Origin of the sequence: Bacillus sp. ISL-78, assembly GCF_018613455.1 — a bacterium.
Lineage (GTDB): Bacteria > Bacillota > Bacilli > Bacillales > DSM-1321 > Peribacillus > Peribacillus frigoritolerans.
Map to the genome: position 1 here is coordinate 121,965 of NZ_JAGGQC010000008.1, position 21,050 is coordinate 143,014.

Consider the following 21,050-nt stretch of genomic DNA (forward strand, 5'->3'; position numbering starts at 1 on the left):
ATTCACTAATCAGCTAGAATATGATTCCTATAGAAAAAGAGAATTGTGCCAATAAGTGCTTGGTGCCATCTGTCTTTTAAATCATGAAGGAGGGGTTAGGTTGAATGTTTTCCGCGTAATAACCAGTGGAGTTGTCCTTGGAGCCATATTGCTGTCAGGCTGCGGCAATTCAGCTGAACCGGACGAGGCTCAACAAGAAAAAAGTCCAGTCATGAATGAAAATCCGGATTCAAATACGGGTGAAACCCAAAATGTGGAGGTCATTAAAAAAGGTGTCGGTGATGTGATTCAATCCATAAAAGAATTGGAATCTGAAATTAATACGGATGCGGATTCAGAGAGAATTGAAGAAATGGGAAAAGAGATGAGTTCTGTTTGGGATTCGATAGAAAAGCAAGTGGAAGATGAATACCCGGATTGGTATGAAAGGATTGAGAAAAACCTTTACCCATTAATTGGGGAGTCAGGGAATCCAAAAAAGGACCTTGAAAAAATTAAACGACTCTCTAAAGCTACCAAGGACGATTTACAGTTATTTTTGGAAGAAGTTAATTGAATTCTCTTAATACCCTGGTTTAGCAAGTTTGGTGATTTTGGAGGAGGTAAGATGAGGGGGAAGCATAGATTGGAAAGGGCAAAAGAATGCAAAGAGGTTCAAGCAGTGATATTCGATTGGGCAGGAACGACGGTGGATTATGGTTGTTTTGCGCCGGTCCAAGCATTTGTCGAGATATTCAGGATAAGGGGGATAGATATCACCATTAAGGAAGCAAGGGAACCTATGGGATTATTGAAAATGGATCATATAATGGAACTCCTGAAAATGAAACGAATCTCCAATTTATGGATTGCTAAATTCGGGAAAGAACCGGACGAAAGAGATATAAAATCATTATATAAGGACTTTGAGGCTTTGCTTTTTAAGGTTCTCAAGGAGTACGCCAAGCCAATACCAGGCGTAATTGAATTAGTCAGCCGGTTAAGGCAGCAAGGAATAAAAATCGGTTCGACAACAGGATATACTCGTGAAATGATTGATGTTGTTAAAGAAGAGGCGGAAAAATGGGGCTATCAACCAGATTCCATCGTTGCGTCAACCGAAGTGCCTACAGGAAGGCCTGCCCCTTGGATGTGCTTTAAGACGGCGATGAATCTCGAAGTGTATCCACTCAGCAAAATCGTTAAAGTCGGCGATACGATCAGTGACATCAAAGAAGGCATTTCTGCGGGCATGTGGACTGTTGCCGTATTGAAAGGCGGCAGTGAGATCGGCCTATCAGAAGCAGAAATCAACGAAGTGGACCCATATGATCTGCAAAAACGGATGAAACATGCAGAAAATCGTTTTTGGAATGCAGGTGCCGATTTCGTAATTGATGAAATAGGTGATTTATTGGAGATCATCGATAGAATCAACTACAGATTGACTGAAAAAAAGGATATATTTATTGGTTAATAAAAAGTCAAATACATGTGTTAGTGCCTATGACGGACAGAGATTTTAAATTAATTCGAAATATTCGAATTATTCATTGACTATTACGCATAATGGTAGTATTATACATCTTATAACTGGTACGGACGTCGCAACGTCATTATCAGAAATAATATAATTAAGGAGAATGTGCTATGGTCGAAACAAAAATGTTAAGAGGTACAAAAGTTAAAATGACACCAAGTGAAGCAATCGTTGAAACATTAGTGGCCGAAGGAGTAAAACATATCTCGGGAATTTTGGGATCTGCTTTCATGGATATGCTTGATTTATTGCCAACTGCAGGAATTCGTTTCATTGGTGTCCGCCATGAACAAAGTGCAGCCCATATGGAAGATGCGTATTGTCGTGTCTCTGGTGTTGCAGGAGTTGTCATCGGTCAAAACGGACCTGGGATGACGAATATGGTCACCTCTGTTGCAGCGGCCAATCAAGCTCATACTCCTATGGTGGTCATTTCACCTTCAGCTGGTACACCAACGGTTGGATGGGATGGTTTCCAGGAATGCGATCAGGTTTCCATCTTCAAGGCAATCACGAAAGAAACGGTTAGAGTGACACACCCAGGCCGGGTCGCTGATTGCCTCAGGACAGCATTTCGAATTGCTTACGCCGAGAGGGGACCGGTTTTATTCGATATTCCCCGTGATTACTTCTATGGTGAAGTGGAAGATCAAATACTTCAACCACATCAATATCGCGTAGATGAAAGGGGCTGCGGTTCTTCTGCTTCCTTGGATAGAGCAGCTGAAATTTTAGCCGAGGCACAGTATCCGGTCATCATTTCCGGTAGGGGGACGGTTGATTCAGATGGCATTGAGGAAATTAAGAATATGGCAGAATATTTAACGGCTCCGGTAGCTGTCTCCTATATGCATAATGATGCTTTTCCTGCCGATCATCCCTTGTCAGTCGGCCCAATCGGTTACATGGGTTCGAAGGCTGCCATGAATACACTTAAGAAAGCGGACGTCATTTTGGCGGTCGGCACAAGATTATCGGTATTTGGAACACTGCCATGCTATGACATTGATTATTTCCCTAAAGATGCGCAAATCATCCAAATTGATATTAACCCAAGGCAAATAGCGAGGACGCACCCTGTGGAAGTGGGGATCATCGGAGATGCCCGCGAAGCGAGTCGTGAAATCTTGAAACGGTTGAAGGCTAATAAACCAAGCCTAAAACAAGAAAAAGAGCGGATAGTAGAAGTTACGAATGAAAAACAAAAATGGGAAGAAGAATTGGTGAACCTTGCTATGATCGATGGAACCCCAATCAATCCGCGTCGAGCCCTATTGGAATTGACAAAAGTGTTGCCTGAAAATGCCATCGTTACTACAGATATCGGTAATGTTTCTTCAACTGCAAACGCTTACTTGAAATTCAATCAGGGACGCAGGCATATCGCTGCGCTTACATTCGGGAATACTGGATTTGCTTACCCATCCGCACTAGGTGCCAAATTAGCTGAGCCGAACACGCCTGTTATAGCCATTGTTGGAGATGGCGCGTGGGGCATGAGCTTACATGAAGTGAGTACGGCCGTTGAAGAAAACATACCGGTCATAGCATGCGTCTTCAATAATAATGCATGGTGCGCAGAGAAAAAGAATCAGGTCGATTTTTATAATAACCGTTTTGTAGGGGCAGATATCCAAAATCCTGATTTTGCAGAAGTTGCCCGATCAATGGGTGCTGTAGGCATTAGGGTGGAAAAAGCAGACGAGTTAGGCTCTGTCATTGAAAAAGCAATAAAATCAAACAAACCGACTGTCATTGATATACAAGTGGATGGAACACAATTGGCTCCGCCATTTAGAAAAGATGCATTAAAAATGCCTACTAGATTATTAGAAAAATATTCTCATTTAGATCATAAAAACTGGGATAAATAAGAGTTTGTGAAAAAAAGGTGATAGGACAGCTGCGATGACTTGTTGAACGATTTGGGTCATCGCACCATCACCAATTCGCTTTAAAAGGTCTGTAACAGCATGGGAACTTAACTTAGTTACATTCAATGAAAAATAAGGGGGTTTCAAAAGTGAAGATGGAAACTGAAACGAAAGACCTTGTTCAAATGGATAAAGACCATTTATGGCATGCGATGCATCGCTATAATGAGAAGGATGCTCCCATGATGGCTACAGAAGGATCCGGCTCATGGTTCACAGATACTAAAGGTGATAAATATTTAGATGGTGTTTCCGGTTTATGGTGCTTGAATCTTGGTCACGGACGAAAAGAGATTGCCCAGGCTGCCTATGAACAAATGATTAATTTATCATACTTCCCTTTAACATTAAGTCATAAGCCGGCAATCGAATTATCTGCAAAAATAAGTGAACATTTAAAGGGCCCTTATACAACTTTTTTTACGAACAGCGGTTCTGAGGCGAATGAGACAGCTTTTAAAATAGCCAGGCAATATCATTCCCAAAATGGAAATCAGGGTAAATACAAATTCATCTCAAGGTATAGAGCTTATCACGGCAATACTTTTGGCGCGCTAAGCGCAACTGCACAGGCTAATCGGAGAGTGAAATATGATCCGGCGGTACCAGGTTTCCTGCATGTTCCACCGCCGTACAGTTATCGAAGCCCGTTTGGGGAAAACGTTGAAAACTCCGATTTGCTTGCAGCTGAATATATCGATCAGGTCATTAACTTTGAAGGAGCTGACACGGTAGCGGGTGTTATCCTTGAACCATTCATATCTGGTGGCGGGGTCCTTATTCCTTCAAAAGAATACTTAACGAGGGTTTCGGAAATCTGTAAGAAGCATGAAGTTCTATTAATTGTGGATGAAGTGGTTTCAGGTTTTGGAAGAACCGGAAAAATGTTTGGGTTCATGCACTCAGATGGGGTTCAACCGGATATTGTTACGATGGCAAAGGGTTTGACCAGCGGTTATCTTCCACTTGGAGCAACGGCCGTGAATTCAAGGATTTATGAGAAGTTCAAAGACAACGGAAATTTAAATCATTTCAGGCATGTGTCAACATATGGAGGCCACCCTGCATCTTGCGCAGTTGCGCTAAAGAACATTGAAATCTTGGAAAATGAAAACATCGTTCAACGAGTATCTGAACTTAGTGAAACGACACTTCGCGCGCTCTTTGAATTGACAGCCCTGGATAAAGTAGGGGAAGTTCGGGGAGTCGGGTTTTTATATGGCATTGAATTAGTGGAAGATAAAAAGGCAAAAACGCCTGTTTCCGAAGAGTTCATGGGTAAAATAATCGGGGCTTGCAAGGCAAAGGGACTTATCATCGGACGTAATGGTGATACGGTTCCTGGATATGGAAATGTACTCATCATTGCACCGCCTTTATCTTCGACCGTTGAAGATTTACGCTTTGTCATAGAAACGGTTAAATCCGTTTTATGTGAATTATGCTAACCAAAAAGATGTGGAACTTTAGGGTGCTATCTATATAGAAGAAAAATGAAGATGGGCATGATTGACATCCATGTCCATTTTTTCATATTGAGACTAACTATATGGAAAAAATTAGAAATGCAAAACGGGAGGAAACATGCAATCACAACAAAGGTTATTGGTGGTTCTCGCACATCCCGATGATGAGTCATTCCTGTGTGGGGGAACCATTGCTAAAATGTCTGAGCGGGGTGTTCAGATAACTTTACTATGTGCGACAAAAGGCGAAATGGGCAGACGAATGGGAAATCCCATTGTAACAACAAGGGAGGCATTGCCAGAACTAAGGGTGGAGGAGTTAAAAAGAGCTTGTGAAGAATTGGGGATCAGTGACCTGCGATTTTTAAACGTAAGGGATAAAACGATTGAATTTGAAAGATTCGATTTATTGACGGAGAGAATCGTAAAGGTGATACGTGAAGTTCAACCGGATGCACTAATTACATTCCATGAGAAATACGGTGGGCATCCAGACCATTGTGCGATTGGCCGTGCTGCCGCATTTGCTTTCTTAAACTCCGGTGATTCCGATTTTTATCCAGATCCAGTATTTCCAGCTTTTAAGGTTCATTGTCTGTACTTTGTCCTTTGGCATGCTTTTTATGATGAATGGTTAAAGGAAAACGGGCTGGGAAGTATCAGAGAAGTGAATATAGCAGGGACTTTAAAGAAAAAGATCCATGCCTTAAGGTCACATCGTTCCCAGACTTTAGCGGTTCCTGAATTGTGGGGGAAACAAATTCCAAGCTTGCCTTTTTTAAAGGAATCCGAGTATTTTATCAAAGGGAATTCGCTTCCTAATATAGATGAAACCGATTTTTTTCAAACGATTGAAAGGATGGGATGATATTTAGTTTATCTGGAAAGGGGGAAGGATTGTATGGAATTAGAAAAATATGAGCCATTGGAAGAAACACCTCAGGTGCAGCAGAACCCACTTCAAAATAAGGTGCTTTTGTGGCTGAGCGGTATCGCTTTCACCTTTTTCATTGCCCTCTTAGGCTTGGGGCTGTCGAAGATTTCAGGATTCGATCGAATCGGTCCACTTGCATGCTCGATCATCATTGCCGTGATTTATCGTCAAATTGCGGGATATCCAGAAAAGTTCCGGACTGGAATCGAATTTTCCGCAAAAAAACTTTTGCGTTTTGCCATTATTTTATACGGGTTGAAATTAAATATCGATGTGATTTTCAATCAGGGACTGCCATTATTGGTACGTGACATAGGGACAGTAACATTCGCCATAGTCGTGATGGTCCTGATTGCAAAGTGGATTAAGGCGGATGCTTCCATTTCCCTTCTTCTTGCTGTAGGAACCGGGATATGCGGTGCAGCAGCCATCGCGGCAATATCTCCAATCGTGAAAGCGAAGGAAGAGGATACAGCCATAGGCGTCGGGATAATCGCTTTAATGGGAACACTTTTCTCCATTGTTTATACACTTTTACGTCCGCTCCTTCCGCTATCTGCTTTGGATTATGGAATCTGGTCTGGGATCAGTCTTCATGAAATCGCCCATGTTGCTTTGGCAGGAGCACCGGCTGGTGAAGATGCGCTAGCGATTGCACTCCTCGCCAAATTGGGACGTGTCTTTTTACTCATTCCTTTATGTTTCATTTTTATGTATTGGATGAAAAAGCGAACATCCGGGAAAATGGGCCATGATGCCAAAATTGATTTTCCGTGGTTCCTCGTTGGTTTTATAATCATGAGCCTAATAGGAAGTTATGTGTTTGGAAGTTATATTACGGTTTCACCTCTCGTAATGGATGGCATTTCCAAAGCGACTACATTTATATTGACTATGGCCATGATCGGTCTTGGACTGAATGTTAGCCTGCAGGCACTGCGAACAAAAGCCATGCGTCCTCTTTTAGCCATGACCATTACCTCTTTGCTGCTTTCCATTATTTCGTACTTTATCATTTAATATATAAGCTTTCGTATATGCATGAAATGTGATGAAGGTTGCATATAGGATAAGCCCTGAATACATAGAGCTATTCAGGTTTTTTTATTTACTCGAAGAAAAACGGTATATGAACGCTGGAAACTCAACAAAACCTAATTTAAGGGAAAAATTGAACGGTGGCATGTTTGAATATTATAACTATTTGGTTTACAATATAAGAACTGATACGAACATTACGATGTCTTTTTCTGTTTGGAGGAAATTTTATGGAGCTAGACTTTAAAAATCCAATCCCTTTACATGCTCAATTGAAAACCATATTGGAAAATCAGATTTTGGAAGGTTATTATAAAGACAAAATCCCGAGTGAAAGGGAACTGATGGATATGTATTCTGTCAGCAGGAGCACTGTACGGGAAGCAGTTTCCATCCTGGTTCGTGAGGGAATATTGGAAAAGAGGCATGGGAAGGGAACGTTCGTCTCCCTTAAACCTGTGCAAGAATGGCTTAAGATGATAAGTTTTACGGAGACCACTAAAAGCATGGGGATTAAACTGCTAGATCATGGCCGTGTAATGACACCTGAAAATATAGCTGATGCAAATGGGTTTGAGGATGAATCTTACCATATTAAAAGGCTGCGGTTACAGGGGGATGTCCCAATTGCCATTGAATTGCATTATTATTCTTTGGACCTAGGAAAAAAATTGACGAAATTCGATTTAAGTACAACCGTATTGTACGATGCACTCGAAGGTGAATTAAACATTGACTTTTGTGAAGCGGAACAAATCATAACCTGCGGCTTTCCAACAAAAGAAGATGCAAAGCATTTGGGTATAGCCGAAACGATGTGCTTACTGATTACAGAACGAATGATTTTTGATTCTGATGGTAACTTAGTAGAATATTATAAAGGGTTATTCCGATCGGATATGTATTCATTCGCAATGAAAATGTCCCGGAAGAATTGAATTCTACATAAAATGACCTAGGCCTATCTAAGAGAGTTGAGAGGCCTAGGTCATTTTCAAATCTACCGGGATATCCAATGATACGATTTTTGGTGGAGAGTATGCCGATGTTAATAACATAGGCATGTTTTAAAATGACCTATTGTTATATTCAAATTATGTACTTACCTCAAGAGCTAAAAGACCAAGGCTTGCCCACCGTTTTCAGCCGATCGGTTTTGAGGGCTTGCCATCCTCCAATTTAGCCGAAATAAGCCCAAGTGCAACTCCCAGCAATGCACCTGCTCCCACTTCCACAGGCTGATGTCCGAGCAGTTCATTCAGTTCCTTCTCACGCTCAACATACTCAAAGCTCGGAAACTCTCCGGAAAATTTGGCCATATTATCTTCAAGATCATTCACGAGCTTAGCGATTTCCCCTGTATGGCGGCGAATCCCCTGGGCATCATACATCACAATCACGCCAAACACTGTCGCAAGCGATGTTTCCGTATGCAGCCATCCTTTATTCGCTGCCACATACGATGCCAGGGCGGCCACTCCCGCAGAATGCGAACTAGGCATGCCACCAGTTGTGAAAGCCTGCTTCAAGTCCCACTTTCCCGTCAGCTTATAATGCGTTAAAATTTTCAGCCCTTGTGCAAGGCCAATCGCCGACAGCGCCGTTAAAATTCCCCGATTCATCTTTTCCATGAGCAACTCCTCCACTCCACTCCAGACCAGTCCAACCCAATCCGGGAAATTATCTTCCCTATTTTGATACCCCAAAAATATTTTTTATATGCAGCAGTTCCATGATTATCGGCATTTAATAAGAGTCTCTGAATGAATCATGATATCACTTTTTGCCGCGTCCGAGTTCAGCTGAATCATCGATCCGAGGTGGAGTCAGGCTTGTTTTTTTACGGAAAAGGTCACTATTTCATAATAATATTTATAGGATGGGAACCTTAAGGAAAATATATAACGGAACACATAATTAACATGGTGTTAAGGTGGCAAAGGAATGAACAAGATCAAGGATATGAATCCGGAAGAGTTAAAAAAGATCATGATGGTAACCGATAGAATGTCTTTCACAAAAAACTTCAGGTCTGCTACTGCTGAAGAATGGTTCGTTTTCATTCCTGGCTTCAATGACCCAGGTACAGGTGGAGCTGCTGGAAAGGCTATAGTTCACTACAACCTATATGGAAACAAAGATATGTTCATTAACACCACGGTCATACTGGATGACCCTGTTCTATTTGAGGAAGAAAATTTTCAGCTGGTTTACTCTATTTGTGATGAACTTATTAATCGTCTAGTGGGATACGCTGATACTTTACTGTCCGTACACGCAGGTTCCAATTCTTATAATGCCGAGTACAAACGATAATGTTCGTAAGATATCAAGGGGGAAAAACGGTGAAACATAATCTTGTTCAGTCAATAGTCGAACAATCAGTCATGCTTACTAATGAAGAAGATTGGGATAAGCTCATTCAACAAGTTAATAATGCAAAATTTGTTTTGCTTGGTGAGGCATCACATGGGACATCCGAGTTTTACACGGCTCGAGTTGAAATAACAAAAAAGCTGATTCAAGAAAAAAGGTTCACCTTTGTAGCTGTTGAAGGCGATTGGCCCGCTTGCCAGGCAATAAATAGGTATGTTAAAGGCTATGACTTAGTGACTAAATCCGCAAAAGATGTGCTAAAAAGTTTTGACCGCTGGCCGACCTGGATGTGGGCAAACGAGGAAATGATTGACCTGATTGAATGGATGAAAGAATACAATGAGTCTGGACAAAATCAAACGAAAGTTGGATTTTATGGGATAGATATCTACAGTCTTTGGGAATCCATGGATGAAGTTATCCGTTACTTAAAACAAATTGATTCAACTGACCTCGAAGCTGCCAGACAGGCGTTCACTTGTTTTGAGCCATTCAATCGGAATAACGAGGAGTACGCAGTTTCTGCAGGCATTTTTTCGGAAGACTGTATAGACGAAGTAGCCAAATTACTGACGACTATTCAACGAAAAAAAGAAAAATACCCTCATCACGAAGAATTGAATTTGAATCTTCAAGTGAATGCGTTGGTAACATACAATGCCGAAAATTATTACAGGACCATGGTCGTCCATGATGATAGATCATGGAATATTCGAGATATGCATATGGTTGATGCACTTAATGAAATTATGGATTTTTACGGCTCTGAAGGCAAGGCGATTGTATGGGAACATAATACCCATGTTGGTGACGCCAGCGCTACTGATATGAAAGATTCAGGGATGATTAATGTCGGCCAGGTCATTCGAGAGCAAAACCCGACTGAAGATGTATTTATCACAGGTTTCGGAACCTACAGAGGAACTGTCATAGCAGCAGAGGAGTGGGGCATGGATTTTGAAATAAAAACAGTACCCCCGGCTATGAATGGAAGTTGGGAGGAGGCGATGCACCTTTCGGGGGCTTATGATAAGTTGCTCATTTTCACCGATGAAAATCGTCAGCTATTCCAAGGCAGGATTGGTCACCGGGCGATTGGGGTTGTATACAGACCGGAATATGAACAATATGGTAACTATGTACCTTCTGTAATGTCAGATAGATACGATGCTTTTATTTATATTGATGAAACCCAGGCCCTTCACCCGCTCGTTCAAGAAAAAGCACCCGTTCTGTAATAAAAAGACGAAGCCGTTTATGTTATAAACAGCTTCGTCTTTTTGTTCGCGTATATCTCTCATAAAATGCATAATATGGTCGCGTGGATTTTGGGGTTAAATATAAATCTGAAACTTGTAAACCAAACTTTCCTTTTATTTAGAAGGGTCGGAAAGTGTGGGATGAGGGTCACTTTTTATGTGTTTCCCTTATCCGAAGTATAATTCACAATACAAAGTTAATAGATTAATCATTCTGTTCTTTGACCTTTTAAATCAAAGGTTATTTTTTGTTTTACTCACATTTAACACTTATTCCTTAACCAATTCCTTTATCATTAATAGATGTGGACCCCCATCTTCCATAAAGACATCGGATGAAGTCCGATAGCCAAGTTTTTTATAAAAGCCCTCTGCCTGTGTTTGCCCATGTAATTTAACCTGAGTAACACCTTGTTCCTTTGCAATTTCTTCCAACGTTTTAAGTATTATTTTCCCGAGACCAAATTTACGGTAAGGCTCCAAGATGCAAATTCTCTCCAATTTACCTAACCCATCAACAACTCTCAATCTTCCAGTTCCGACTGGCTTTTCATTATAATAGACTAATATGTGTTCAGATAAAGCATTAAGTGTATCAAATTCATCAAATTCAAATTCTAATGGGAAACCTTGTTCCTCGACAAATACTTCTTTTCTGATATGAAAGGCTATTTTTAAATCATTTTCAGTAGTTATTCTTTTTGAATCCAATGTTCTTCATCCCTTTTCTAGATTTATATAAAAAGACAAGCCATAATAAATGTATATCCTATTTTAGTATAAATGAAATTATTTTTGTTGTAAATACAACAAAAAAAGCCAAGGTCTTTTTGAATGAAGGAAATACTCCGTAAAATTGGAATGATAGCAAGGGCATTGGACTTTATAAGTAATATCGAATTTAAAGAATTTGACCTTACAAAAGGGCAGTATTTGGAATATGTGAAAACCCAGGTATCATTCAGGAAAAGTTAGCAGAAATGATAAAGGTTGACCGAACGACAGCAGCTCGTGCCATTAAAAAACTTGAAATACAAGGGTTAATCGAGAAGAAAAGTGATGAGGAAAACAAAAAAATAAAAAGCTATATGCAAACGATATAGGTGAAAAGGTCTATCCTCTTTGAAAAAAGAAGGGGAGTATACTGACAAGGTTGCGTTATCTGGATTTTCTCTGGACGAAGCGGAAACGATTCTTCATCTTCTTCAAAGAGTCAGAAAAAATATTGAGGTAGATTGGGAATTTGTGAAAAAGGGAAATAAAAGGGGGGAGTGATACATTATAAGAAAGAGGCTCGATTTCGTTTCAGAATCGAGCCTCTTTCTAATTATCCAGCCACATTTTCAGTGAACTGACTATTGTATAGCTCTGCGTAGAAACCATTCTCCCTTAAAAGGTCTGAATGCGTTCCTTTCTCTTTCACTTTTCCTTGTTCCATAACAAGAATCAAATCTGCATCCTTAATCGTTGAGAGACGATGGGCAATGACAAAGCTGGTTCGTCCTTCCATCAGTCGGTTCATGGCCTTTTGGATAAAGACTTCTGTCCGAGTGTCCACACTAGACGTCGCTTCATCCAAAATCATGATTGGCGGATCTGCTAGAACAGCCCGGGCGATTGTCAAAAGCTGCTTTTGGCCTTGTGAGATGTTCGAAGCTTCTTCGTTTAAGATTGTCTCATAACCATCTGGCAGTGTCCGAATGAAATGGTCGGCATGTGCCGTCCGAGCAGCTGCAAAAATTTCTTCATCAGTTGCTCCATTTTTGCCATAAGCGATATTTTCTTTAATCGTACCATTAAAGAGCCAGGTATCTTGAAGTACCATACCAAAATTCTTTCGAAGATCATTACGTGACATATTCCGTGTATCAAGACCATCAATCGTAATCTTTCCGCCATTGAGTTCATAAAATCTCATCAAGAGATTTATCATGGTCGTTTTTCCAGCACCAGTCGGTCCAACAATTGCGACCGTCTGTCCAGGCAAGACATCGATGTTCATATCTTCAATTAACATTTCTTCCCCATATCCAAAGTCCACATGTTCAAAAGAGACAGCACCATTTGCCCTTTTTATATTAACTGTGGTTTGTTCTTTCATTTCCTCTTCTTCATCAAGTAGTTCAAAAACACGTTCAGCGGCTGCAACCGTCGACTGAATAATGTTAGCGATGTTAGCCGTTTGTGTGATTGGCTGGGTGAACTGCTTCGAATATGTGATGAATGCTTGAATGTCACCAATTGAAATCGAACGTTGCGTCACCAATATTCCGCCGACAACGCTGATGAGGACATAGCTCAAATTTCCGATAAAGAACATTACCGGCATGATGATACCCGATATAAACTGGGCTTTGCTTCCCGCTTTATACAATTCTTCATTAACTTCAGTAAACTGGGCACTCGCCTTTTTTTCATATCCGAATGCTTTAACGACTTGATGGCCGGTATATATTTCTTCAATGTGACCATTTAATTGTCCGAGTTTACGCTGTTGATCGGCAAAATGTTTTTGGGATCTTTTTAAAATGGGCCGGATTGCAAATATTGACAAAGGTAAGCTGATTATCGAGATTAATGTCAATAATGGGCTTATCGAAAGCATCATGATGATAATCCCCACAATCGTTACGATTGATGTGATGAATTGCGTTAAGCTTTGCTGAAGGGTGCTCCCGATTGTATCAATATCATTTGTCATTCGGCTAAGTGTTTCACCGTTTGGACGTCCTTCAAAATATTTGAGTGGAAGTTTCTCGAGCTTTTTGTTCACATCTTCTCGAAGATCATATACCGTGTCTTGTGCAACACTTGACATAATGTATTGTTGTACATAGCTGAAAAGGCTGCTTAAAGCATAAAGTCCGGCAAGGAGTAGAAGAATCTGGCCAATTTTATCAAAGTTAATAGCTGCTCCTGGTATTCCCTGGAATTTTCCGTAAGCTCCTTCGAATAATTCTGTAATTGCATTTCCCATGATCTTCGGTCCTACAATCATAAAAATCGTACTCATGATTGCAGCTAAGAACACGGAAATCAATCTGTTGCGCCTCGGTTTTAAATAGGTCAATAGACGTTTTAGTGTTCCTTTAAAATCTTTAGCTTTTTGCCCCATCAGCATCATGTTACCGCCACCAGGGCCATGCCCGACCTGACCGCCGCCTTGAGGTTTCTTTTGATTACTCATGCAATTTCCTCCTCTGTGAGCTGTGATAAGGCAATTTCACGGTAAATGTCGTTTGTGCTAAGCAACTCATGGTGTGTTCCAATGCCTACAATGTGGCCTTCGTCTAACACAATGATTCGGTCAGCGTCAACGACGGTACTGACACGCTGTGCAACTAGTAGTACCGTCGAATTTTTCGTTTCATTTTTTAGGGCTGCGCGAAGGTTGGCATCCGTCTTGTAGTCCAGTGCCGAAAAACTATCATCGAATATATAAATATCCGGTTTTCGAATGAGTGCCCTTGCAATCGAAAGCCGTTGTTTTTGCCCTCCTGATAGGTTTGAACCGCCTTGATCGACTTCTGCCTCATAGCCGCCTTTCATATTGCTGATAAAATCCTCCGCTTGTGCGATCCGAGCCGCATGCTCAACTTCATCTTGTGTAGCTGTTTGTTTTCCAAAGCGAATGTTTTCAGAGATAGTACCTGTAAAGAGGGAGGCCTTTTGTGGTACAAAGCCAATTTTTGAACGGACTTCATCTTGAGATGACTTACGAATATCAACACCATTGACGCGAATCGTTCCGCTTGAAATATCATAGAAGCGAGGGATCAAATTGACAAGAGTCGTTTTCCCGGAACCTGTTCCACCGATTATTGCTGTGATTTCACCAGGATTTGCTGAAAAACTAATATCCGATAATGCAGGTTCTTCTGCTCCTGGGTAACTGAACGTAACATGTTCAAATTCAAGGGTACCATGTACACGATCTGCCTTTTCTGTCCCCTCATCCAGGAATGAAGGTTTCATGTCAAGGACTTCGTTTATCCTTGTTGCCGACACGGCAGCTCGTGGAACCATAACGAACATCATGGAAGCCATAACGAGAGCGAACATAATTTGCATAACATATTGGATAAATGCCATTAAGTCCCCGATCTGCATACCGCCGTTATCAATACGGACTCCACCAAACCAAATGATACCAACAACCGTCAAGTTCATGACAAGCATCATTACAGGCATCATGAAGGCCATGATTTTATTGACTTTGATTGAGACATCCGTTAATTCTTTATTCGCATTCTTTAGACGTTCTTTCTCTTGTGTTTCACGATTGAAGGCACGAATGACGCGAATGCCAGTTAAATTTTCTCGTAATACAAGGTTCAACCGTTCTAATCGTTTTTGCACCGTTTGAAAGAGCGGCACACCTTTATATAGAATAAGCAAGATTGACCCAATCAAAAAAGGCATTGTGACAACAATGACAAGTGATAATTTTGCATCCATGGATACAGCCATGATTACTCCGCCGATTAACATGATAGGTGCACTGATAACCATACGAAGCATCATGATAACCACTTGCTGGACTTGTGTTATATCATTGGTCGTACGTGTAATCAATGACGCCGTACCGACTTCGTCAAATTCTTGTAACGAAAATTTTTCAACGTGATTAAAGACCTTCAGGCGGAGATCGCGTCCCATTCCCATTGCCGCTTTGGACGAATAGTAACTTGCGATTATGGATGCACAAGCGCCAAGTGCGGAAACCAAAAGCATAAAACCGCCGATTTTCCAAATATAAGAAGTGTCTCCTTTAACAACGCCTTTGTCAATAATATCAGCCATTAGTGTAGGCAAAAAGAGGTCTGACATGGACTGAATAAACACCAGACCGATAACTGCTAAAATAATCCACTTATAAACGGATAAATTTTTCAGTATTTTTATCATTTTGTACACGCTCCCTGTTCGGTTGCTTGTGCTTCTAAAAAGTTTGTAATTTGAAGATGTGTTTTTAGCAACTCTTCAAACTGTTCTTCGGAAAGCATTTCAATGGCCGTTTGAAAGACTTGGTGAATGCTTCCTTCGTGAAAATGAATCGATTTTAATAAATTTTCGCCCTTATCGGTGATTGACAATTGAATCTCACGCCGGTTGCCCTCCATATGCTCACGATGGAGCAAACCTCCGCGAACCAGACCATCGATAGCTTGGCTCAAGGTGCTTTTTGGAAGAAATGTTTTCTCCCCGACATTTTTTTGGGAGGTCTCTTTGTAAAGGGTAATGGTCATCAAAATGGAATATTGAGGAACTGTTAATCCATTTTCTGCGGCTGTCTTTTGAACGAACCGCATGATATTTTTCTGTACGTTCCAAAATGAACGCAATAGTTGTACGGAACGCATTAATTGTTTTTCATTCTCCACTCAACATCACCATTCTTTCTGTATTGAACTGTTCCATTTCGAACATTTAATTTTATGAACCATTTTAATTTACAGCTATTCTTCCGCTTAGTCAACAAATAAATAACTTCAGCACCCCGGCTTTTATCTAGTCTTGGATGCGTATATGGAAATGAGTTAAAGTCAGGTCAGGCTAAAACTGATAAACCCATTGTGTTTTTGTTATAGAAAGGTTTTCTCGTGAAAATAACGATACAAAGTGAAATTAACTTGAAAATGTGAGATGAAAAGTGGTAGGATAATATTGCATTGAGTTAGTACCAGGTAATAATAGTAGATGATAACGCATTTGAGGGTGTTAAATGGCAAGCATGCATACATATAAGAGCTTTCCCTTCCTTAGATACATAACAGGAAATAAGTTTGCGAGACAAACAAACAGCTAAAAGAAAGGTTAGTAATTTGTGATATAAAGACCCATATTTATAATGGGTGACAGCGTGAGGAGAACATTCTGGTTTTAACAGAAAACCGTTTTAATTATTAGGAGGGATGATGACATATGGTTGAAAACCGCCATCTACAGGCAGGTCTGAGTGATGAGCAGGTGCTAGAGATGTATAGAATTATGTTGTTGGCAAGAAGAGTGGATGAACGGATGTGGCTGTTGAACAGATCTGGGAAAATTCCATTTGTCGTTTCTTGTCAAGGGCAAGAAGCAGCTCAAGTGGGTGCAGCATTTGCGTTGAATCGTGAAAATGATTATGTCCTTCCTTATTATAGGGATCTAGGAGTGGTGCTCGCGTTTGGGATGACCGCCAGGGATTTAATGTTATCCAGTTTTGCCAAGGCAGAAGATCCAAATTCAGGCGGACGTCAAATGCCTGGGCATTTTGGGCAAAAAAAGAATCGAATCGTGACGGGATCTTCGCCAGTTACGACTCAAGTGCCACATGCAGTGGGGATTGCTCTCGCTGCAAAAATGGAAGGAAAAGATATTGTTTCATTCGTTACATTCGGTGAGGGTTCATCAAATCAAGGAGATTTTCATGAAGGAGCGAATTTCGCAGGTGTACATAAACTTCCGGTCATCTTGATGTGCGAAAATAATCAGTATGCCATTTCCGTCCCTATTGAAAAGCAATTGGCTTGCGGGAAAGTGTCCGACCGGGCCATTGGTTACGGCATGCCAGGGGTGACGGTTGATGGGAATGATCCGATCGAAGTATACCGGGTGGTGAAAGAAGCTGCTGAGAGAGGAAGGCGCGGTGAGGGTCCAAGCTTAATCGAAACGGTTTCATACAGGCTTACACCACATTCAAGCGATGATGATGATAGTCAATACAGGTCGCCTGATGAAGTATCGGAGGCAAAAAAAATAGATTCAATCATTACTTTTGGTGCCTATTTAAAAGCAGTGGGAATCATGGATGATCAAATGGAGAAACAATTGAACGAGGAAATAATGGAAGTTGTGAACGAAGCGACGGATTATGCGGAGAATGCTCCATTTGCACATGAAGACACGCTCTCAAAATACGTTTACGCAGAAAGGTAAGGAGGAAAGAAGATGGCAGTGATATCTTATATAGATGCCGTGATAATGGCGATGCGGGAAGAAATGGAACGTGATTCCCGTGTATTTGTATTAGGTGAAGACGTAGGGGTAAAGGGCGGCGTGTTTAAAGCGACCTCAGGGTTATACGAGCAATTCGGTGAACAGCGTGTCATTGATACACCGCTTGCTGAATCCGCAATCGCAGGAGTCGGCATCGGCGCGGCCATGTATGGAATGAGGCCGATTGCGGAAATGCAATTCGCTGATTTCATCATGCCAGCCATCAACCAAATCATTTCGGAAGCTGCAAAAATCCGTTATCGCTCCAATAATGACTGGCATTGTCCTATTGTCATCAGAGCTCCATACGGCGGAGGTGTACATGGGGCGTTATACCATTCACAATCCGTTGAAGCCATTTTTGCGAATCAACCGGGACTTAAAATTGTCATGCCCTCTACACCCTATGACGTGAAAGGATTATTGAAAGCTGCCATTCGCGATGATGACCCGGTCCTTTTCTTTGAACATAAAAGAGCCTATCGCCTAATTAAAGAAGAAGTGCCGGATGATGATTATGTTTTACCGATTGGTAAAGCGGATGTAAAACGTGAAGGCGAGGACGTTACAGTGATCACTTATGGCCTTTGTGTTCATTTTGCGCTTCAGGCAGCTGAAAGGCTGGCCAGTGATGGCATATCCGTTCATATACTTGATTTACGTACCGTTTATCCATTAGATCAAGAAGCCATAATGGAAGCTGCATCTAAAACAGGAAAAGTCCTATTGATTACTGAAGATAATAAGGAAGGAAGCATCATTAGTGAAGTATCGGCGATCATTGCAGAAAACTGCCTCTTCGATCTTGATGCCCCAATCATGAGACTCGCTGGCCCGGATGTTCCTGCAATGCCATATTCACCATCATTAGAGAAATCATTCATGGTGAATCCTGAAAAAGTGGAAAAGGCGCTGCGGGACCTGGTTGCCTATTAAATGGTCTGCATGGAGGAACGAACTCTTCTTATCCGTATAAATTGTTGTTTATATTTGGATTGATCTTAAAAATGAACTTAAGTCTAGCAACTATAAAATAGGTTGCCAGACTTTTTTTTTGCGCTGAATAAATCATCTATAGTTAAAATATAATCCGTTTGATTACGCTAGAGGGAGCATATAAAACCAGAGATTTTTTTTTTGGATTTTCACTACATGAATATATACTATTGAAAAGAATTCTTGATAAAGAAGAACGAATGATAAATACTGGACAATTATCAAATAATAAACTATTGGTATGGTGTTTGAAAGTACATATTATGGAATTGTAATTGTTAATAGTCACGCAAAATTCAATATATATTAGCGATAAATATTGGGTATTTTTAAATGTTGAAAGCAGTACAGTGAGTGGTGAACATTGAAACTAGCAAGGGACTATTATCTTTTAGAAATCTACGGGCGCAGGCAATTTCGTATAAAAAATTCATCATGAAGTATTATATGAAGATAATATCTATTTTGAAGGAGGAGAAAATTGAGCGATCATATTAAAAGCGAATTATCATTATTCACGGAGTACCTTGTATCATTATTATTCACAGCTTGCCTTGCGGTTTTTCTCACAAAGTTCACTGATTCATTTCCATGGCTTTCCTTTATTGGTGTTTCAATTGGTCTTGCCCTCATGATTTCCTGTTGGGAACAAAAGAAAAACCAATGGTCTCTTTTTATTACAGGCTTATTATTAAACACAGCTGTTTGGTCAATTGTTTTGAATTGGTCCTCATTTTTTTAAATATATTTATTCCTGAAAATTACAAAACAGCCTGATCCATATTATTGGATTTGGCTGTTTTATTTTACGTTTAAATAAGGGCATTGGTATAGTTGAAAAATTGCCTCTTCACTTTTTCTGTGATAACCACTCTGCCACGATTGCAACTTCTTCATTTGAAATAACGCCTGCTGGCATTCCATTTTTACCATTATTAATAATATTCTCTATATCATTTTGTGTATATTTTGCACCAATTTTATTTAAAGCTGGACCAGCTCCTCCTTGTAAATTTTCCCCATGACAAGATATACAACTATTACTTACAATTTCTTCAGGATTACCAGCTGAAGTATCCTGTGTTCCCCCATTTGAATTAGGGGAGGGTGAGGGTTGATGGCCTCTGTAAAAAAACAGTAAAAATATTAAACAACCAGCAAGAACGATACTTGCTCCAGAAGTAAACCAAATTTTTTTCATAAATACCTCCGTATTTAATGTAGCGTGGAGTGAAAATCTTTTTGATAAAAGAACAAAGAACGTTTCTAATATATCTTCTGCTTAATAATAGAATCCGTGGAAAATACATAAACCGCTAAGGTCTTATTTTACTCATCCAAAGTATTTAAGCATTATTATTAATTTATATCTTTCCCCAAAGTTTATTTTTGCATGAATACATTTTTAATAAAAGGTAAGATTCTTTTACTCTAATCTCGGGTACCAAAAATTCCTTAATAACATTTCCAACTTTCTGCATGGTTATTTAATAAAAGTTATACATATAGTCGAATTACTGAAAAACTAATATGAACTATTTAGAAGATGAGGAATTTGAACATTGGACTGTAATCAAAACAGGCATGTCTAAATATAAGCTAGGTATAAAATTGAACATTTTTGTGAATATATGTAAAAGGAATAAAAAAGGCACTTAAACATCCTTTAGTGTGTGAATAATAACGTTTACTGTAAGGTTACAAACGGTTTTTAGTAAATGTAACTGTTGTTTTTTATGGAGGATTGACGTGATGTTTCAGAATATTGGGATTCCAGGCTTGGTCGTAATTCTTATCATTGCGCTTGTAATTTTCGGTCCGAAAAAACTACCTGAAATTGGTCGAGCATTTGGACGGACATTAACGGAATTCAAGGGTGCAACAAATGGATTAATTTCTGATGAAGATAAACAGGAAGAGAAAAAACATGAGTTATCGACTGCTGAAAAGAAGATGCTGGATAAACAGTAGAGTCCATAGTGGTATGCAGGTGGGCATTTTTCATATAACTGGAGGTGGCCACCTTGCAAAACAAAGATTCACATCTCATTGAACATCTTGATGAACTTCGGCAACGAATGATTTCGTTGGTGCGTTAGTTTTTGTTGAAGACATATATAGTCGGATGTTTTTTGCCATTGCGGCTACGATTCCTGCAGTTGCCTATCAGACTTGGGAATTTATAGCACCTGCCCTTTCAAAAGAAGAACGCAAAGTGACTCAAACGTTTATCCCAGGTTTATTCATTTTGTTTATTGTCGGAATCTCTTTTGGATACTTTCTGTTATTTTCCATAGTGCTGGAATTTTTAACAAATATATCAGCAGTGATTAGGAGTTCTCAATCCAGTAAGGTTGGCAAAAGCGTGGAGAGTATCCTATTTCTTTCTGGTAATCGTATCAATTATGATTACTCCTCCGGATTTCATATCGGATATACCCGTCATTATTTCTGGTTCTTTACGAATTAAGTGTCACCATAATTGCTTATAAGAAAAAGGTGTAAGCGATGCATCAATGTGATAAGAAAATTCACACCTTGATTATG

General features: G+C 40.1%; 19 protein-coding genes and 2 pseudogenes. 15 read left to right on the plus strand and 6 right to left on the minus strand.

Annotated elements, in window-relative coordinates:
* Positions 1-100: 100 nt before the first annotated feature.
* From J7I96_RS10445 to J7I96_RS10475, 7 genes are all read left to right on the plus strand, one after another.
* Entirely contained in the window at positions 101-556 is a 456-nt protein-coding gene (locus J7I96_RS10445) for a hypothetical protein (protein WP_214767684.1), read from the plus strand.
* A gap of 51 nt (positions 557-607) precedes the next feature.
* Positions 608-1,456 carry a phosphonoacetaldehyde hydrolase gene (phnX, locus tag J7I96_RS10450; protein WP_214767699.1) on the plus strand — a complete coding sequence of 283 codons (849 nt, stop codon included), beginning with the start codon at positions 608-610 and terminating at the stop codon, positions 1,454-1,456.
* 173 nt (positions 1,457-1,629) lie between these two features.
* Entirely contained in the window at positions 1,630-3,393 is a 1,764-nt protein-coding gene (xsc, locus tag J7I96_RS10455) for a sulfoacetaldehyde acetyltransferase (RefSeq protein WP_214767712.1), read from the plus strand.
* Positions 3,394-3,548: 155 nt separating this feature from the next.
* Positions 3,549-4,901, plus strand: a complete 1,353-nt coding sequence (locus tag J7I96_RS10460; protein ID WP_251025065.1) for an aminotransferase — start codon at positions 3,549-3,551, stop codon at positions 4,899-4,901.
* Positions 4,902-5,037: 136 nt separating this feature from the next.
* A complete protein-coding gene (locus J7I96_RS10465) occupies positions 5,038-5,787 on the plus strand; it encodes a PIG-L family deacetylase (RefSeq protein ID WP_214767739.1) in 750 nt (249 codons plus the stop codon).
* A gap of 33 nt (positions 5,788-5,820) precedes the next feature.
* A complete protein-coding gene (locus J7I96_RS10470; RefSeq protein ID WP_214767742.1) occupies positions 5,821-6,873 on the plus strand; it encodes a YeiH family protein in 1,053 nt (350 codons plus the stop codon).
* A gap of 248 nt (positions 6,874-7,121) precedes the next feature.
* Positions 7,122-7,829, plus strand: coding sequence for a GntR family transcriptional regulator (locus J7I96_RS10475; RefSeq protein WP_214923865.1), 708 nt, complete (start codon positions 7,122-7,124; stop codon positions 7,827-7,829).
* A gap of 204 nt (positions 7,830-8,033) precedes the next feature.
* Here J7I96_RS10475 and J7I96_RS10480 read toward each other — a convergent pair whose 3' ends face one another.
* On the minus strand, positions 8,034-8,522 hold the full coding sequence (locus J7I96_RS10480) for a divergent PAP2 family protein (protein WP_214767748.1): 489 nt from the start codon (positions 8,520-8,522) through the stop codon (positions 8,034-8,036).
* Between the two features lie 313 nt (positions 8,523-8,835).
* On the opposite strand from J7I96_RS10480, the gene J7I96_RS10485 reads away from it, so the two are divergent.
* Together J7I96_RS10485 and J7I96_RS10490 are read left to right on the plus strand one after the other, a co-directional pair.
* A complete protein-coding gene (locus J7I96_RS10485; protein ID WP_214767764.1) occupies positions 8,836-9,207 on the plus strand; it encodes a hypothetical protein in 372 nt (123 codons plus the stop codon).
* On the plus strand, positions 9,207-10,505 hold the full coding sequence (locus J7I96_RS10490) for an erythromycin esterase family protein (RefSeq protein WP_214767767.1): 1,299 nt from the start codon (positions 9,207-9,209) through the stop codon (positions 10,503-10,505). Before J7I96_RS10485 ends, J7I96_RS10490 begins: the two co-directional genes overlap by 1 nt.
* A 291-nt stretch (positions 10,506-10,796) precedes the next feature.
* Here the strand turns inward: J7I96_RS10490 and J7I96_RS10495 are convergent, their stop codons facing one another.
* Entirely contained in the window at positions 10,797-11,237 is a 441-nt protein-coding gene (locus tag J7I96_RS10495) for a GNAT family N-acetyltransferase (protein ID WP_214767770.1), read from the minus strand.
* Positions 11,238-11,360: 123 nt separating this feature from the next.
* On the opposite strand from J7I96_RS10495, the pseudogene J7I96_RS10500 reads away from it, so the two are divergent.
* A pseudogene (locus tag J7I96_RS10500) lies at positions 11,361-11,801 on the plus strand (MarR family winged helix-turn-helix transcriptional regulator).
* Positions 11,802-11,853: 52 nt separating this feature from the next.
* Here J7I96_RS10500 and J7I96_RS10505 read toward each other — a convergent pair.
* Genes J7I96_RS10505 through J7I96_RS10515 form a run of 3 tightly spaced genes read right to left on the minus strand, consistent with a single transcriptional unit; the run spans position 11,854 to position 15,910 of the window.
* Positions 11,854-13,713, minus strand: coding sequence for an ABC transporter ATP-binding protein (locus J7I96_RS10505; protein WP_214767773.1), 1,860 nt, complete (start codon positions 13,711-13,713; stop codon positions 11,854-11,856).
* On the minus strand, positions 13,710-15,434 hold the full coding sequence (locus J7I96_RS10510) for an ABC transporter ATP-binding protein (RefSeq protein ID WP_214923863.1): 1,725 nt from the start codon (positions 15,432-15,434) through the stop codon (positions 13,710-13,712). The genes J7I96_RS10505 and J7I96_RS10510 overlap by 4 nt, the downstream gene beginning before the upstream one ends.
* The gene (locus J7I96_RS10515) at positions 15,431-15,910 is read right to left on the minus strand and encodes a MarR family winged helix-turn-helix transcriptional regulator (protein ID WP_214767779.1); all 480 of its coding nucleotides are present in this window, start codon (positions 15,908-15,910) and stop codon (positions 15,431-15,433) included. Before J7I96_RS10515 ends, J7I96_RS10510 begins: the two co-directional genes overlap by 4 nt.
* A 541-nt stretch (positions 15,911-16,451) precedes the next feature.
* On the opposite strand from J7I96_RS10515, the gene J7I96_RS10520 reads away from it, so the two are divergent.
* The 3 genes from J7I96_RS10520 (at position 16,452) to J7I96_RS10530 (ending at position 19,245) form a co-directional block, all read left to right on the plus strand.
* The gene (locus J7I96_RS10520) at positions 16,452-17,447 is read left to right on the plus strand and encodes a thiamine pyrophosphate-dependent dehydrogenase E1 component subunit alpha (protein WP_214767781.1); all 996 of its coding nucleotides are present in this window, start codon (positions 16,452-16,454) and stop codon (positions 17,445-17,447) included.
* Between the two features lie 12 nt (positions 17,448-17,459).
* Entirely contained in the window at positions 17,460-18,443 is a 984-nt protein-coding gene (locus J7I96_RS10525) for an alpha-ketoacid dehydrogenase subunit beta (RefSeq protein ID WP_095679607.1), read from the plus strand.
* Positions 18,444-18,984: 541 nt separating this feature from the next.
* Positions 18,985-19,245 carry a hypothetical protein gene (locus J7I96_RS10530; protein WP_054396339.1) on the plus strand — a complete coding sequence of 87 codons (261 nt, stop codon included), beginning with the start codon at positions 18,985-18,987 and terminating at the stop codon, positions 19,243-19,245.
* A 108-nt stretch (positions 19,246-19,353) separates the two neighbouring features.
* Here the strand turns inward: J7I96_RS10530 and J7I96_RS10535 are convergent, their stop codons facing one another.
* On the minus strand, positions 19,354-19,704 hold the full coding sequence (locus J7I96_RS10535; protein ID WP_214923861.1) for a c-type cytochrome: 351 nt from the start codon (positions 19,702-19,704) through the stop codon (positions 19,354-19,356).
* 551 nt (positions 19,705-20,255) lie between these two features.
* Between J7I96_RS10535 and J7I96_RS10540 the strand changes: the two genes are divergently transcribed.
* Together J7I96_RS10540 and J7I96_RS10545 are read left to right on the plus strand one after the other, a co-directional pair.
* Positions 20,256-20,474 (plus strand): twin-arginine translocase TatA/TatE family subunit, encoded by a 219-nt coding sequence (locus tag J7I96_RS10540; RefSeq protein WP_034312681.1) that lies wholly within the window; start codon positions 20,256-20,258, stop codon positions 20,472-20,474.
* Positions 20,475-20,527: 53 nt separating this feature from the next.
* Positions 20,528-21,008: pseudogene (locus tag J7I96_RS10545) on the plus strand (twin-arginine translocase subunit TatC).
* The last annotated feature ends 42 nt before the right edge of the window (positions 21,009-21,050 follow it).